This is a genomic window from Psychrobacter sp. JCM 18903, from assembly GCF_000586475.1.
Taxonomy (GTDB): Bacteria; Pseudomonadota; Gammaproteobacteria; order Pseudomonadales; family Moraxellaceae; genus Psychrobacter.
This window is the reverse complement of record NZ_BAWJ01000003.1, coordinates 176,429-192,791: the sequence shown is the minus strand read 5'-3', so window position 1 is coordinate 192,791 and position 16,363 is coordinate 176,429. Positions and strand designations below refer to the sequence as shown.

General features: G+C 43.3%; 10 protein-coding genes and 4 pseudogenes. All 14 read left to right on the top strand.

The features are described 5' to 3' along the window. Positions 1-121 precede the first annotated feature (121 nt). The 14 genes and pseudogenes from TT12_RS03550 to TT12_RS03485 all read left to right on the top strand — a co-directional run bounded on the left by TT12_RS03550 (position 122) and on the right by TT12_RS03485 (position 16,295). Positions 122-1,367: pseudogene (locus TT12_RS03550) on the top strand (outer membrane protein assembly factor BamD). A gap of 207 nt (positions 1,368-1,574) precedes the next feature. After that, a pseudogene (locus TT12_RS19270) lies at positions 1,575-3,734 on the top strand (DNA primase). A gap of 531 nt (positions 3,735-4,265) precedes the next feature. Continuing rightward, positions 4,266-6,182: an RNA polymerase sigma factor RpoD gene (rpoD, locus tag TT12_RS03540; RefSeq protein ID WP_045452235.1), complete on the top strand. Its 1,917-nt coding sequence runs from the start codon at positions 4,266-4,268 to the stop codon at positions 6,180-6,182. A 177-nt stretch (positions 6,183-6,359) separates the two neighbouring features. After that, positions 6,360-6,566, top strand: a complete 207-nt coding sequence (locus TT12_RS03535) for a ParD-like family protein (protein WP_045452232.1) — start codon at positions 6,360-6,362, stop codon at positions 6,564-6,566. Next, positions 6,559-7,331, top strand: a pseudogene (gene map / locus TT12_RS03530) (type I methionyl aminopeptidase). Before TT12_RS03535 ends, map begins: the two are co-directional and overlap by 8 nt. A gap of 178 nt (positions 7,332-7,509) precedes the next feature. Further along, positions 7,510-8,436: a bestrophin family protein gene (locus TT12_RS03525; protein WP_045452229.1), complete on the top strand. Its 927-nt coding sequence runs from the start codon at positions 7,510-7,512 to the stop codon at positions 8,434-8,436. Between the two features lie 631 nt (positions 8,437-9,067). Further along, positions 9,068-9,715 (top strand): thiaminase II, encoded by a 648-nt coding sequence (gene tenA, locus TT12_RS03520; protein WP_045452226.1) that lies wholly within the window; start codon positions 9,068-9,070, stop codon positions 9,713-9,715. Positions 9,716-9,903: 188 nt separating this feature from the next. Continuing rightward, positions 9,904-10,602, top strand: a complete 699-nt coding sequence (locus TT12_RS03515; protein ID WP_045452222.1) for a class I SAM-dependent DNA methyltransferase — start codon at positions 9,904-9,906, stop codon at positions 10,600-10,602. Between the two features lie 256 nt (positions 10,603-10,858). Beyond that, positions 10,859-11,179: a YbeD family protein gene (locus TT12_RS03510; protein WP_045446256.1), complete on the top strand. Its 321-nt coding sequence runs from the start codon at positions 10,859-10,861 to the stop codon at positions 11,177-11,179. A 524-nt stretch (positions 11,180-11,703) separates the two neighbouring features. Next, positions 11,704-13,979 (top strand): annotated as a pseudogene (gene nrdA / locus TT12_RS03505) (class 1a ribonucleoside-diphosphate reductase subunit alpha). A 233-nt stretch (positions 13,980-14,212) separates the two neighbouring features. After that, positions 14,213-14,977, top strand: coding sequence for a DUF4145 domain-containing protein (locus tag TT12_RS03500; protein WP_201605616.1), 765 nt, complete (start codon positions 14,213-14,215; stop codon positions 14,975-14,977). Positions 14,978-15,343: 366 nt separating this feature from the next. Continuing rightward, positions 15,344-15,595, top strand: coding sequence for a type II toxin-antitoxin system Phd/YefM family antitoxin (locus TT12_RS03495; protein WP_020443322.1), 252 nt, complete (start codon positions 15,344-15,346; stop codon positions 15,593-15,595). Beyond that, a complete protein-coding gene (locus TT12_RS03490) occupies positions 15,585-15,872 on the top strand; it encodes a type II toxin-antitoxin system RelE family toxin (RefSeq protein ID WP_045452216.1) in 288 nt (95 codons plus the stop codon). Before TT12_RS03495 ends, TT12_RS03490 begins: the two co-directional genes overlap by 11 nt. Positions 15,873-15,893: 21 nt before the next feature. Beyond that, positions 15,894-16,295 (top strand): hypothetical protein, encoded by a 402-nt coding sequence (locus TT12_RS03485; protein WP_227678932.1) that lies wholly within the window; start codon positions 15,894-15,896, stop codon positions 16,293-16,295. Positions 16,296-16,363: the final 68 nt, after the last annotated feature.

Below are 16,363 nucleotides of genomic sequence, written 5' to 3'. Positions count from 1 at the left end.
ACCCTATGCCATCAAGCGTTTTTTAATAACGATAACTGGTATGTCCGATGATTGACATAGTAGATGACAGACCACTATTGATGCCTACGCATCGTTTTTTATCATTAACCTAATATCTAGTATGATAGCGTCGCTGCTATTATACGTCTTGTGTCGGAGAAGAAGTATGCAAGCTGTTGGCAATACGTTTATCAAACTGTCCTCAATAACCCTACTTGCGCTAAGCGTAAACTTAGTGGGCTGTCAGACTTTCAAAAACCTGACTGGCGGTAAAGACGTCGATGCGGTAGAAACTGCCGAAAAATCAGAGCAGAACTATTATAACGACGCCATTACCCAGATTGATAAAGGCCGCTATACACAAGCCATCGAAGATTTGACCAATCTGCGCACTTTTTATCCTACTGGACAGTACGCTGAGCAAGCATTACTCGACATGATGTACGCACAATATGCCAGTGGTAAGTATGAAATGGCAGCTGCCAGCGCTGAGCAATTTATTAATCTATATCCTTCTAATCCACAAGTCAGCTACGCTTACTATGTGCGCGGCGTCGCCAATATGCAAGGCTCATCAGAAGGTCTAAAACTGTTTAAGCTCAATCAAGCTGAGCGTGATACCGCCTATTTACGTATTGCCTTCGCTAACTTTCAAGAGCTTATTAATAAGTACCCTAACAGCTTACGCGCCAGATGCCGCTCAGCGCATGACTTTCATTTACAATCAGTTTGCTGAAAGTGAGATGAGTGCCGCCAACTGGTATATCGAGCGCGAAGCTTATGTCGCTGCTGTTAACCGTGCCAAATGGGTGTTTCAATACTATCCACTTAGTGAATCCATCCCAGACGCAATCGCAGTCTTAGCTTATAGCTATGACAAATTGGGTATGTCTGATTTGGCAGCAGAACACAAAACTCTATTACAAATCAATTATCCCAACATGTTAAGTGCTGATGGACGCGTTAAACTCGACACCAAACGTGAGCGTTCTTTTATCAACAAATTGACTTTTGGGCAGTTAAGTCGTTTTAACAAAGATACTTCATCAGTTGCGACAGGCGACTATAACGGCGCGACCAAAACTCAGGTTATTCGTAACGCCAGTCAATTAAGACTGCCAAGCGATAATGCAGTAGCAGCCAGTGCAGCGCAAGGTACTTCACCTGTGCGCGCCAATAGTGGCATCAATGTTGGCTTGGGTCTGCCTGAAGCATCCGCTGAGCGTATTACTAGCCAATCGAGCACTGGCTCTACGGCAAGAGAAGCCAATGTCGATCCGCAAAACACCAATCCTGTACGCCGTACGACGTTGCCTGTTCAAGGGATTGATATCCTGCCAGCAGATGTCGATATGAATGATGAATAAATGCGCTAGATTTGAGGCAACGTCTCTTCTTTAACTAAGAGAACGTTTCTTCTTTTTAGTACATCAACGCACATCATGAAAAAATAAGGTCAACGACAGAGTTGGCCTTATTTTTTCTGTTTCTGTTTCATTATCTATGCCCAATATTGTTTGCGCCCAATATTGCCTATGCTTAAGATAATACACCTATGGTAAACTGTTTTTTGCATGAGTATTCCAAATCACATTCTCGACCAATTAAATAGCCAAGCTGACTTAATCAGTATCATTGGGCGTCATACGACGCTTAAACGTGCTGGTAGTGAGTTTAAAGGCTGCTGTCCATTTCATGGCGAAAAGTCGCCCTCTTTTTATGTCAATCCACAAAAAAACATCTATCATTGCTTTGGCTGTAGCGTCGGCGGTAATGCCATCAGTTTTTTACGCGATTATGAAACTTAACTTTTATTGAAGCGGTTAATGAGCTATCAAAGCAGACGGGCATCGAAGTCCCAAAAGAAGAGCAACAAAACGTCAGCTACCAGCGCCGTGCACCAAAACCGATTGCACCACCGTCAATACCTAATCCGACTATCGACGCTAAAAGTCCTGCTCAAACAATTAATGCGCCTTCTATTAACGCTACTTCGGCTATTAAGCAACAAAACCAGTACGGCGATACCGATCAACCCGTTTATCACGATAGTAGCAACGGCTACGATGAGTATCCACCGCTAGATGCTTACGACTCAGCGTCTTATCCAGAAGATTCTTATGGCACAGACTACCAAGATGATAATAGCTATCCGCCAGCATGGTTGACAGGTGGCGATACTGACGCTGCGGCATTGTATGATGATCATAGCGTTTCTGATAAAGACGGTAACCTGTATGAGCTGTTAGAGCAAATCCAGCAGTTTTATCAGCACAATCTTACCCTTCATCCGCATGCTAAGCATTACTTTTTATCGCGTGGTATCACAGAAGACATCTTTGAGACCTTTGGCTTAGGCTATGCGCTTTGGGTGGCAGCATCTTGAGCATCAATTTCCACAGGATATTGAAGGCTTAAAAGCGCTTGGCTTGGTGCGCCAGTCCGAGTCAGGGCGCGATTATGATCTACTCCGTGATCGGGTCATTTTCCCGATTCGAGACAATCAAGGCCGTACGATTGGCTTCGGTGGTCGAGCGCTCGATGATGAAGTGAAACCTAAATATATCAACTCCTCTGACTCACCCGTTTTTCATAAACAGCATGTGCTGTATGGCTATTACGAATCACGCCAACAACGTGCCAACAGCTGGCTGGTGGTCGAAGGCTATATGGATGTGATTGCCCTTTACCAAGCGGGTATTTATGGCGCTATCGCTTCGATGGGTACGGCGATCAATGAGAGCCAAATCTCACGACTTTTAACATTAAACCCTACCCTAACCTTGAGCTTTGATGGCGATAGCGCGGGACAAAAAGCGGCTTGGCGTACCCTTGAAGTGGCTTTGCCAGTACTGGCCGATGACAAAGAGTTGCGGTTTTTGACCCTACCAAATAATCATGATCCTGATACATTTATTAAGAGTCAGGGCGGCGATGCCATGCGTGAGCAAATCGCGAATGCCATGCCATTGTCACAGTATATTTTTGCCTATTTAAGCGAGCGTTACGATTTAACCTTGGCAGAAGGCAAAGCCAAGCTCATGTCACAAGTACGTGCCTTGACCACTGCATTACCTAAAGGCAGTAGCTTTCGCTATTTGCTGAACAATGATGTCTATCAAAAGCTCGGCGGTAAACGCAGTCAGAATGTCGAGGCAAAAGACGCACTGTTAGATTTTGATGGTGACATGACCATCAGTCAGCAATTGCAACTTTGTTTTTTGTTTCAGCCACGCGCCTTAATTGAAGACCCTATCGAAGCCATTTGGCAGCAGGCAGGTATTAATGATTTACAGCTGCCAGCACACATCAAGCAAAAAGCCGCGCCTGACATCTTGCGTCCGCTTGCTTGGGAAGATTTGCAAGATATCGCCTTGCTGGATATCGTTAGCACCATCAAACGCTGCCTGAATCATTTACCCAAAGATGCCAACGCCGCCGCACACTTTATATTGCCTAATGTCAAACCAATCACCCAAGAAACACTTAGCCGTAGCTGGGGTGGATTTTATAAGACATTGATTGGCAGAAATATTTTGAGCTTGGATGAGTTGATCGAAAACTTAGTGATGCAGTTGCTCAAGTTATATCTGCAAAAAAAGATGCAAGAGCTCATCAAAAATCCTGATCATATCAAGCTGGCGATTGTCCGTAAGCAGTCGCAATTATTAAATGATTGGCTACGCGCACAGCAAGCTGAGCAGTCAGCGCAGATGGCGACGGTGAAATCTTAACGTTTGCCATTATTTTTGCTAAAAAATCTCCAACCCTTTAAAAGTATAGCGCTGCCCCCACTACTAATGATTATGCCCAATAGCATGTATTGCCATTTAATCATTTGGCTGATATAAAATAATCAGCAAAAAACGGTCGGTAGATATCACTACCTCGTGCTTGATTACGCTGGTGTGTGTTAAACTGTGTCGCTAACTATTTATAGCCCGATTTAATAGATGGCGATAAATCCGCCTCATTAAGCACAAATTTTAGATATTATTTTGAAGTATCCGTTTTTAGGTACCGTTATTTTTATATATTATTTTTTAGATAATGTTATCTTGAAGACTTTTTAGCATTACTAATTTCTAGCAGTTTTTTAGCATTGTAATTGTAGTATTTTGAGCCTTTATTCATATCAACTCATTTTTGATATTACTGACAACCTCTACGCCATATTTTGATGAATCGATTGATTATATCAACGCACTGAGCGAGCGATAGCGCGTCACAATATAAAAATGTCCGATGCAAGTAAGCGAGTATTTATGAACGATAAGTCAGTTTCTAAGTCCACATCTCAACTGGCCACCTTAATCCAAATGGGTAAAGAGCAAGGCTATCTAACCTATGCTGAGGTGAATGACCAACTGCCCGACTCTATTACCGAAAGCGATCAGATCGAAGATATTGTGCAAATGCTGACCGACGTTGGTATCAAAATCTTTGAATCTGCGCCTGATGCCGATGATATCTTGATGAACGATGATTCAAGTGATGATGACATGGCAGCGGATGAGGCAGCGGCGGTATTGGCCTCTGTTGAGACTGAGCCGGGTCGCACCACTGACCCTGTGCGTATGTATATGCGTGAAATGGGTACGGTTGATCTATTGACCCGTGAAGGTGAGATTGCTATTGCCAAGCGTATCGAAGAAGGCATTCGTGACGTACAGCATGCGATGTCTTACTGGCCGGGTACCGTACAGTTCGTCCTTGATGAGTATCAAAAAGTACAAGATGGCGAAAAAAAGCTTTCTGACGTCATTACTGGCTTTTTAGATCCTGAGACCGAAGCAGACAAAATCGCTGCCCAAGAAGCGAAAGAGGCAGCAAAAGAAGAACGTGAACGCATCAAAGAAGAGAAAGAAAATCCGCCTGTGATCAAAGCAAAAGCCAAAGCAGCGGCGCTTGATGATGAGGACGAGGATGAAGACGACGTTGAAGAGGAAGCTGAAGAAGAAACCAGCGGTATCGATCCTGAAGAAGTACGTCTGCGTCTAGAAGAAATCGAACACTTATTTATCAAAGCCAAGCAAGCCTTGCTAGATTATGGCCGTGGTAGCACAGAAGCAGATACTGCTTATGCCCTACTTGCCGAACGCTTTATGATGCTAAAGTTGAACAATCGCTTGTCAGATCAAGTCATGGCTATCATGCATGATGTCTATGATGATGTGCGTAAGCAAGAGCGTCAAATCATGCGTTTGGTGATTCGCCGTGGACGTATGCCACGTGAAGAGTTCCGTAAGACTTTCCCTAGCAACGAAACCAACGTCGATTGGCTGATTGAGCGCATCAAGGGCAAACCTGCATTTGCTGGTACGCTAGAAAAAGTCACTGATGACGTTATTTTATTGCAACGTCGCATTCGTGACTACGAGCAACAGCTCGACATGAAAATCCACGACATGAAAGATGTCGCGCGCCGTATGGCAGTCGGTGAAGCAAAAGCTCGCCGCGCCAAAAAAGAAATGGTCGAAGCTAACTTGCGTTTGGTTATTTCTATCGCGAAAAAATATACCAACCGTGGTCTACAATTCTTGGATCTAATCCAAGAAGGTAACATCGGTCTGATGAAAGCAGTCGATAAATTTGAATACCGCCGTGGTTATAAGTTCTCGACCTATGCCACATGGTGGATTCGTCAGGCGATTACCCGCTCTATCGCTGACCAAGCGCGTACCATTCGTATTCCTGTACATATGATCGAGACGATTAATAAAATAAACCGTGTCTCACGTCAATTGCTACAAGAAATGGGACGCGAGCCAACGCCTGAAGAGTTAGGTGAACGCTTAGAGATGGACGAAGTTAAAGTCCGTAAAGTACTGAAAATCGCCAAAGAGCCTATCTCTATGGAGACACCAATCGGTGATGATGAAGACTCGCATCTAGGTGATTTCATCGAAGATGGTACTATCTCAAGCCCTGTTGATGATGCGACCGCAGCTGGTCTGCGTGAAGCGACTCGTGATGTATTGGGCAATCTGACTGAGCGTGAAGCACGCGTGCTAAAAATGCGCTTCGGTATCGACATGCCAACTGACCATACGTTAGAAGAAGTCGGCAAGCAGTTTGACGTAACACGTGAGCGTATTCGCCAGATTGAGGCAAAAGCACTGCGTAAATTGCGTCATCCGTCACGCTCTGAGCACTTGCGCTCTTTCCTTGAAAATGACTAATAATAAAGCAAACTAAGCACCAATAAAAAAGCCGAGTTTATCTCGCTTTTTTGTGTCATCGATTTGATGGCTCGAATACTATAACCACATGTCTTCATCAAGGAATACAAGAACGAGCTTGCAATGTCACTATACAATATATATGATTCGTATACATTTCATATACTAGGTAAAACAATGGGTATTGTTAAAATTGATGATGCGCTACACGAAGAGCTTCGTAAAGCCAGTGCGGTAATGGTACGTTCGATTAACGCGCAGGCAGAGTATTGGATAAAGATAGGTATGTTGGCCGAGGCCAATCCTCACGCACCTTATACCGATATCATCAGCGAGCAGTTAAAACGAGCAGATGTTAATATAGGAAATCTTATCGATGGCTAAAATCGCGCTAAAAACACCTGAAGAATTGGCCATCATGCGCGAGTCTGGACGCTTATTGGCATCGGTTTTTGCTTACCTAGATACGCACATGGTCGCTGGCATCTCCACAATGACTGTCAATGATTTAGTTGAGCGCTATATTGTGGATGTTTTACACTCACGACCTGCCAGCAAAGGTCAATACGGCTACCAATACGTGCTCAACACTTCTGTCAATCAAGTGGTTTGTCATGGTGTACCCTCAAGCAACCAAGTCCTAAAATCAGGCGACATCATCAATGTGGACATTACTTTAGAAAAAGGCGGCTTTATTGCCGACTCTAGCAAAATGTATATGATTGATGATGTGATGCCCTTAACAAAACGCCTCGTCGATAACACTTATGAGGCCATGTGGGCAGGTATCCGTGTGGTCAAACCGGGCGCAACGCTCGGTGATGTCGGGCATGCCATTCAAAGCCATGCCGAACAGCACGGTTACTCTGTCGTTAGAGAATACTGCGGGCATGGTATCGGTCGCGAAATGCACGAGCAGCCTGAAGTTTTACATTATGGTCGCGCAGGTGCAGGCTTGGTTCTAGAACAAGGCATGACCTTTACTATTGAGCCAATGATTAATCAAGGCAAAGCCAAAGTAAAAATGAAAAAAGACGGCTGGACGGTGGTGACTGCAGACAAAAAGCTTTCTGCCCAATGGAGCATACCATCGCGGTGACTGCCGATGGTTATGAGGTGCTGACGCTGCGTGAAGAAGAGACCCTTTAGAGCGTGCTTACAGTTTTCCTTGCTGCTGCGCAATACAAAAGTGATTTAAGTATTTAAGTGTCATCTTATTATTGCCATATTGGTAACTACTGATATGATAGGTCGCGATGATTTGAGTATACGCTGATTGATACCTCTGCCATCGCTTTTTTATACATGCCATCGATAGGAAACCGACATGATTGTCCGGCAAACCCCAAACGCCCTCAAGATACTTTTTACCCTGCACGGCTCTGTCATTCCAAAAATTTATCCGCAAATTTTGCTGATCGCGCTTCTCAGCACACTTATAACAATTATTCAGCACTGGCTTCCTGACTCTTTTCCTTATTATGGTATGGCTCCTTTTACCTTGCTAGGAATCGCGTTGTCGCTATTTCTTGGTTTTCGTAACAATGCCAGTTATCAACGCTGGTGGGAAGCTCGAGGGCTTTGGGGTCAGTTGGTATATGATGCGCGTAGCTTAACCCGTCAAGTGCTTTCTTTTATAGATACTGATACCGAGAATGGGCACGAGACTGGGCGAACGATGATTTACCTGACCATTGCTTTTGCGCATGCTGTGCGCCATCGCCTTCGCGGCTCCTCACCTTGGCATGATGTCGAGCCTTTTGTCGCATCAAAACACCATGATAGTATGCGCCAAGCGCGCAACCTACCTGATTACATCATGCGCCTCATGGGCAAGCAACTCGGCGACATTCGGCGTCAAGGACTGGTATCAGAGCAAGTCATACAAAATATGGATGAGCGCCTGACGTCTATGACCATTGTATTGGCAGCCTGCGAGCGCATTCATAATACACCGCTGCCGTTTGCTTATATGCTGCTGGTCCATCGCACGACCTATCTGTATTGCATCATGTTGCCTTTTGGCTTGGTGGCCTCGCTCGGTTGGGTGACCCCACTGATTTGTGCCGTGATCGCTTATACCTTTTTTGGTTTGGATGCCCTCAGTGAAGAGCTAGAAGAGCCTTTCGGCTTAGCCGCCAACAAACTACCCCTGACTGCATTGTCGCGTACTATCGAGATCAATCTGCGAGAAGCACTAGAAGAGGCAGATATTCTGCCTGAGATCACTCCTATCAATGGCTATTTACCATAGCCTCTTAGCTGAATGATTATAAAGCATAAAGCAATCAATGCTAAATGAGACAGTGCCCCATAAACGTGTTGCCTTAATTTATGAGATATTTTTTATATATCCTAACTTCAAGTAGCTAAATAATATAGGCAATAGTAGAGCTTTTATGAATACAAAATGTATTTGAAAATAGTGATTTCTCTCACCATTCTCGTGGTACTTGACCAGCTTAATAAAAGGTAAAATCCTGTCTATTTACGCTTGTAAGACAACCTTTATTCATGGTTTTTTGCGCATCACTTGCTAATGATGACTGAATTCGTCTACCATAGAGCCGATTGCTTAAGTACGAGCAGTTTAAACTTATGTAAACTTTATATCTATTTCTGAAAAATAAACCTTGTCGGGGTGCTTTGATTTTTGATGCTTTAATTACAATTCAAAATCATGGCTGAGAGTTACCCGCGAACCTGATGCAGTTAGCACTGACGTAGGAAACAAGCGTGACATTTTATAGCACACCTCTTAAGCATCTATTGCTAAGCAAGCCTTGCCAGTTTATTCACATAATCTGGTAAGGTTTTTTTGTGCCTGCTTGCTTATCACCTCCTACTCTTTGCTTACTCGCATTTTATAACAGTAAGTGAATACTATGAACTACCAAACGTTACGCCACCATTGCCCAACATGGGATGGCTACATTCAGCATGATTTTGTCAAACAGCTAACGGCAGGTACGCTCGCCCCTGACAGCTTTCGTCACTACCTTGTGCAAGACTATTTATATCTTATTCACTATACCCGTGTGATGGCGTTGAGCGTGTATAAGAGTGATACGCTGGCACAAATGCGTGTCGGTCAAGCAGGCATCAACGCCATGCTCGATATGGAAATTGGCATGTATCTCGATTTATGTCATGAGTGGGACATCCCACTTAAAGAAGTAGAAAGCACCCCTGAATCTACCGTGACTATAGCCTATAGCCGCTACCTATTGGACGCTGCGATGTCAGGCTCACTGGCTGAGCTTTATGCGGCGATTGCCCCTTGTTTGATGGGTTATGGCGAAATTGGCAAACGCATTAAAGAACAAGGTTTTGTCGCGGACAATCCTTACCAGCCATGGATTGATGTCTTTGCCAGTGACGAATTTCAAGCGATTACCGCGCAGAATGAAGCGCAGATTAATACGCTACTAGCACAGGCTAACCCCGCTCAGGCAAACAAGTTCCAACAGTTATTTAATACTGCTTCACGTATGGAAGTGAATTTTTGGCAACAAGCGCTTGATCTGTCCTAGCCCCTATGCAAGGTGCTAGCTTTATAGCAAATTTAGCGGCACGCACTATTCAATATAATTGATTCAATTTAAAAGAGTGACAAGGCAATCGAGTGCAGATGTATGAGTAATACTTTAAGCGAGGTTAATGCTGTCACTCTTTTATAGTGGATTAACGATACAACAAAAAATACTCAAGGAGAAACATCATGGCAGCATTCGATGAACACGCAAGCGCGTATGACAGCTGGTTTTTTGACAACCAAAACTTACTGACCAGTGAGCTAAAACTGGTCGCTCATTTCTTAGATAAGGATAGTGAGATATTGTCTATCGGCTGCGGTAGCGGGCTGTTTGAGTCACTATTGGCGCAGGATTATAATATCCATATCAGGCACGGCATTGAGCCTTCAAAAGACATGGCTGAAATCGCTAAAAAGCGCGGCTTACAAGTGGATATTAGTCCTGCCGAAACTTGCGATATTGAGCCAAGTAAGTTTGATATCATCATGTTTAACGGCAGTGTCAGCTACATCAACGATTTGGATATCTGTATTAAAAAGGCATTTGATGCCTTAAAAACGGGCGGTAAATTGATTGTTATCGATGTGCCAAAAGAAAGCGGTTTTGCCAGCTTATATAATTTGGCCAGCTCATTAAATACTTGGGAGCATCCGCTGCTTGCTCATATCTCTCCTGCTGATCCCTATCCTATTGAGCTGGTTAAATCAGCAAATTGGCGCACCTCTGATGAAAAAATCGCGCTGATGCAAGCCAATGGTTTTGTCGATTTTGAGTATGCACAAACCTTACTGACCCATCCTATGTATGCCAATGATAAGGTGCAAGAAGTCATCGAAGGCTATGACCGTGGGGATTACGTCGCTGTTTGTGCTTATAAAAAATGAGCTGATATGTGTATTAACATTTGATTATCATGGATGACTGAGCAAAATTTATGACAGATCACAGTGATCCATAGCATACTGTCATTGCCATTTTAGCACTTGAATTATAAGTTTAGTGCCACTATAAATGGTGGATAAAGCTCTTATGCTAATAGCTAACATTTAATAAAGCGAGGCACACATCATGACTGACGATCCAAAAGACAGCACCAATCAAAACAACAACCAAGCACCAGCAAATGAAAAATCAGTAAAAATGACCAACCTAACGCCCAATCAAGGTGTGATCACAGGCAAAAGGACGGATATTCAAAATCCTGAGCTTTGGGACTTTCCAATGAACTATCCACTTAGCATCATTGGTCATGAAGGCGAGCGTGAGAACTTACTCAATGAAGTGAAGCTTATTTTGGGCAGTCAGTTCCCTGATTTTGATTTGGCCTCGATAGAAGTGAAACCGTCTAAAACGGGTCGCTTCCATTCAGCAAGGGTCAATCTATATCTTACAGCAGCCGATCAGGTCAATGTGCTGTATGCTTCACTCGACGCTGCCAAAACAGTTCGTTTGGTCGTATAAATAGATAATTGTCGTTTAAAAAAAGCCAGCCGCTTTTCCGTCGAAATCGTCATTCATACGGGTGGCGATTTTTTGTGGTTTGCTGTACAATCTGCGCCCTCATTATTATTGTTCTGTGTCCCCTTATTGGTGGTCATTTACTCGCGAATAAAAAGCAAACTGTCAGCCCGTTTTTACAAAAAAATTATTATTTGAGTCAATCGCGTCTAACCCTTACCCCATCGTCCTTTGCTAAAATTCGGACACAGCACAACCTCACAGCAACATAGTTTGATGCTAAAATCAATATAGTATTTTCAAAATTTTCCCGCTATATTGTGCCTACCTACTAACAAACACGCTATATGTAGTACTCAGTGAATTTAAGTGTCACTATGAGTAGCGGTAGATTTTTGCCTAAAAAAACACCTATCGCGGCGCAAGCATCGTAGCATTATAAAGAATGCCTGCCGTTTACTGACTGTGCAGCATCACTATAAGCAACATTATAAATAATTACCAAGTTATCAACTTAAGAGGGCAACATGACACACATCGACAAAATCAAAGTGACCAAACGTGACGGACGATTAGAGCTTATTGATTTGGATAAAATTCATAAGGTAATCGAGTGGGCAGCTCACAATTTGGATAATGTGTCTGTGTCGCAAGTTGAGCTAAAGTCGCACATTCAGTTTTATGAAGGTATCAAGACTCGCGATATTCACGAGACCATCATCAAGTCAGCAGCAGATCTTATCTCTGAAGATACGCCTGATTATCAGTATTTGGCTGCGCGTTTGGCGATTTTCCATCTGCGTAAAATTGCTTACAATAAATTCACCCCGCCGCACCTTTATGATCATGTCAAAAAACTGACCGACGCTGGTAAATACGATCAGCATATCCTAGCTGATTATAGCCGTGCTGAGTTTGATGAATTAGAAGCATATCTTGATCACTGGCGCGATATGAACCTTGCTTATGCCGCTGTTGAGCAAATGGCAGGTAAATACCTCGTCCAAGACCGCGTCAACAAGACCGTCTTTGAAAGCCCGCAGTTCTTGTACATGCTGGTTGGTATGTGTTTGTTTAGCCGTTATGACAAGTCAGATCGTTTGGACTACGTAAAGCGCTTTTACGATGCGACGTCGCAATTCAAAATCTCGCTACCAACACCAATCATGGCAGGCGTGCGTACCCCATCGCGTCAGTTTAGCTCATGCGTATTGATTGAATGCGGTGATAGCCTAGACTCTATCAACGCGACCACCAGCGCCATCGTACGCTATGTGTCACAGCGTGCTGGTATCGGCATCAACGCAGGTCGCATCCGTGCCCTTGGTAGCCCTATCCGTGGCGGCGAAGCGCAGCATACGGGTTGTATCCCATTCTACAAACTGTTTCAGACAGCTGTTAAATGCTGCTCACAAGGCGGCGTCCGTGGCGGTGCAGCGACGTTGTTTTACCCATTGTGGCATTTAGAAGTTGAGTCATTATTGGTACTTAAAAACAACCGCGGCGTGGAAGACAACCGTGTGCGTCATATGGATTACGGCGTACAGCTAAATAAAACGATGTACACGCGCCTCATCAAAGGTCAAGACATCTCGCTATTCTCACCAGGTGACACGCCGGGCTTGTATGATGCGTTCTTTGAAGATCAAGACAAATTCGAAGCGCTATACACCAAGTACGAAAATGACCCAAGCATTCGTAGCCGTCAAATCCCAGCCGCTGATTTGTTCAGCCTAATGATGCAAGAACGTGCGAGCACGGGTCGTATCTACATCCAAAACGTCGATCATTGCAACACCCATAGCCCATTTGACGCGGCCATTGCGCCGATTCGTCAGTCAAACCTATGTATGGAAATTGCCCTACCGACCAAGCCACTTGATAATATCAATGACGAAGAAGGCGAAATCGCGCTTTGTACGCTATCAGCGGTCAACTTAGGTAAAGTTGAAAACGTCAGCGATATCGAAGAGCCAGCCGAGCTAATCGTCCGTGCGCTTGATGCCCTGCTCGACTATCAAGACTATCCAGTCAAAGCAGCTCAAAACGGCAGCATGCGTCGTCGTACGCTCGGTGTGGGCGTGATTAACTATGCTTATTACTTAGCTAAAAATGGCGTGCGCTATTCAGATGACAGCGCGCTTGGTCTAACGCATCAAACGTTTGAAGCATTGCAATTCTATCTCTTGAAAGCATCAAACAAATTGGCAAAAGAACAAGGCGCATGCCCTGCTTTTAATGAGACGACCTACTCACAAGGTATCTTGCCGATTGATACGTACAAAGCCGACTTGGATAAAATCTGCCAAGAGCCGCTACATCTCGATTGGGAAACGCTGCGCGGCGAGATCACCACTCACGGTCTGCGCAACTCTACTCTAACTGCCTTGATGCCGTCTGAGACCTCTAGTCAGATTGCCAACGCGACCAACGGTATCGAGCCACCACGTGGTCTGGTCTCTATCAAAGCATCAAAAGACGGTATCCTAAAGCAAGTCGTGCCTGAGATTACGACCCTAAAAGATCAGTACGAGCTACTATGGCAAATGCCAAACAATGACGGTTACCTAAGCTGGTCGCTGTCATGCAGAAGTTCGTCGATCAAAGTATCTCTGCCAATACCAACTACGATCCCGTTCGTTATGCTGGTGGCCGTGTACCGATGAAGATATTGCTAAAAGACTTGCTAAACGCTTATAAGATGGGTGTGAAGACGTTGTACTACCATAACACTCGTGATGGTGCGAACGATGCCCAAGCGGATATGGAAGATGATTGTGCTGGCGGGGCATGTAAGATTTGAGAACCGTTAAAAAAACTGCACTGCAATTTTAGGTTCGCAAGAGAAATTCTTTAAATAGAACTTCTGATGGATGGCGGGTTTGGCTTTTGGGTTAAGCTCGCTATGTTTCAATATTGAGACTAGCGGTGAAACCTCTGTGCCAAGTAAGATTATTGTATCATTGGCTTAAAAAATAGAATGGTAATTTATGACTATATAAATAATTATAGACTTACTACATGAGACCATATTTCATGATTGATAAAGAACTCTTAACTTCCTGTTTCACAAAAAGCCAAAATATTTCTTGGCCTTGTTCAACTTGTTCTAATGGTTATTTAGTGATTAATGAGGATACGTTTTTTAGTAAAGAAACTTCTGTTTCTCTAAAAGGACACTCTCACTATGAATGGGAGCCTGAATGGGTTAGTTTCGTATATAGTTGCATTTTTAGATGTTCAAATAACAATTGTAATGAACAGTTTGCAAGCTCAGGTCATGGTTGTTTGGATTGGGATATAGAGGAAGATGACCACGGTATCCCACAGCAAGTTTATTCACCATGTTTCGAGCCTTATTATTTTTATCCATCATTAAAAATCATCGACATACCTAAAAATGTTCCAGATGATATTACTAATCAACTTAATAAGTCTTTTGAATTATTTTTTAGCTCTCCTTCTGCTGCAGTAAATCATGCACGCTCCGCCTTGGAGCTAATATTGAATCATCTCAAAGTGCCAAAGACTACTATAAATAATAAAAAGAAGAGAGTTAAAATAAACTTACACAATAGAATTGATAAACTAGCTAAGCAACATTCTGAACTTAAAGAATTACTTTTGGCAATTAAATGGATTGGCAATGAAGGTAGTCACCCGGAAAAGAGCTTAACCAAAAATGATGTCATTGACTTGTATGAAATTTTAGAACATGTTCTATCTGAATTATTCGAAAATAAATCTAAAACTATTCTAGCAAAAGCTAAAAAAATTAATAAGGCAAAAGGCATTAAATAAATAACATAGCTCAGATTGGCCAAAGTTGTAGGATACCCCTAGCGCACCCTACAAATTAAGCATAAACGGAAGAGTCATCAAGGATAAAGAAAGATACCCTAACACGGTCGTTTAGCCCCGACTATAGCGGTATCCTGCTGACGACGACGACGATGACGATGCAGTCTGTGGCTGAGCGCAGTATCGAGACAACAGGAATGCGGTCAGACACGATAGACTGCTGCACGCCAGCGGCTAAGCAGATACAAGCGCTAGGCGGGATTGGCTACTAAAAATATTTAAGTTTAGTACTATAACAAATAAGACCTAATTTTCGTGCTAAAATTAGCCCTATATTTAGAGCGTAATATTAGTGGAGAATGAGTTATGCAACCAATATTTGCCACACAGACAGCCAGTATCTCAGAATTAAAGGCTAACCCATCGGCACTGATTAAACAGTCAGATGGTGAGTCCATTGCTATTTTAAACCACAATAAACCCGTGGCTTACTTAGTCTCGACAGATGTATTCGAGCGCATGATGGAAGCGATGGACGACATGGCATTGAGCCAAACCGTTAGCGCACGATTGAATGATGGGCAGATACCGATAAAGGTAACGTTGGATGACTTATAATCTTGAGTTTCATCCTTTGGCATTAAAAGAGTGGAAAAAGATAGCGCCAAATATTCAGCAGCAGTTTAAGAAAAAATTACAGCAGCGATTGTCAAACCCTCATGTACCTGCGTCAAAACTATCGGGACATACAGATACTTATAAAATTAAGCTACGCACCGTAGGCTATCGTCTGGTATATACCGTAAAAGATGATGTGGTGGTGGTTTATGTATTGGCAGTTGGCAAAAGAGAAAACAATAAGGTATATGAAAGCCTTGTATCGCGCCAACCATAATCGAACACAGAAAGAATAAAAATGACGGAGGTCATAGACGTGCAATATACCGCAATCATCAAAGACGGTGGTTTATTTATCCCTAACGTATTTTCCGACCTAAATGATGGTAACTCGCATATCGTGCAAGTAGAAGTCGACATCGCAGACGTCCGTGAGCAATTAGGCGAAGGTACAGCAGCAAGACCAGAAGCATTAAAGAAAGTCACCACAAAAGTATTGAAAAAACCAGTAAAGAGAGTGACTAAAAAAGACGTACAGAAAGAAATGCAGCAACTATCAGATGATGATGGCTTGAGTGCGCTGCGTAAAAGTGCGATCGATGAATTGGAAGGTTTGGACGATAGCGAGCTGAGTGAGATATTTAAAGCGTATATGAATGATGGACAGACGTCAGAACAGATATCTTTAGAGCACTTGTAATATAATTCAGTCAGACCAAATCTAGTCAAAACCCTATAACTTAATAACCATATCAATGATAAAGGCAG

Excerpts from the sequence above, each read along its gene's own strand:
- rpoD (WP_045452235.1), top strand. The coding sequence starts at position 4,266 with ATGAACGATAAGTCAGTTTCTAAGTCCACATCTCAACTGGCCACCTTA.
- TT12_RS03535 (WP_045452232.1), top strand. The coding sequence starts at position 6,360 with ATGGGTATTGTTAAAATTGATGATGCGCTACACGAAGAGCTTCGTAAA.
- TT12_RS03525 (WP_045452229.1), top strand. The coding sequence starts at position 7,510 with ATGATTGTCCGGCAAACCCCAAACGCCCTCAAGATACTTTTTACCCTG.
- tenA (WP_045452226.1), top strand. The coding sequence starts at position 9,068 with ATGAACTACCAAACGTTACGCCACCATTGCCCAACATGGGATGGCTAC.
- TT12_RS03515 (WP_045452222.1), top strand. The coding sequence starts at position 9,904 with ATGGCAGCATTCGATGAACACGCAAGCGCGTATGACAGCTGGTTTTTT.
- TT12_RS03510 (WP_045446256.1), top strand. The coding sequence starts at position 10,859 with ATGACCAACCTAACGCCCAATCAAGGTGTGATCACAGGCAAAAGGACG.
- TT12_RS03500 (WP_201605616.1), top strand. The coding sequence starts at position 14,213 with ATGATTGATAAAGAACTCTTAACTTCCTGTTTCACAAAAAGCCAAAAT.
- TT12_RS03495 (WP_020443322.1), top strand. The coding sequence starts at position 15,344 with ATGCAACCAATATTTGCCACACAGACAGCCAGTATCTCAGAATTAAAG.
- TT12_RS03490 (WP_045452216.1), top strand. The coding sequence starts at position 15,585 with ATGACTTATAATCTTGAGTTTCATCCTTTGGCATTAAAAGAGTGGAAA.
- TT12_RS03485 (WP_227678932.1), top strand. The coding sequence starts at position 15,894 with ATGACGGAGGTCATAGACGTGCAATATACCGCAATCATCAAAGACGGT.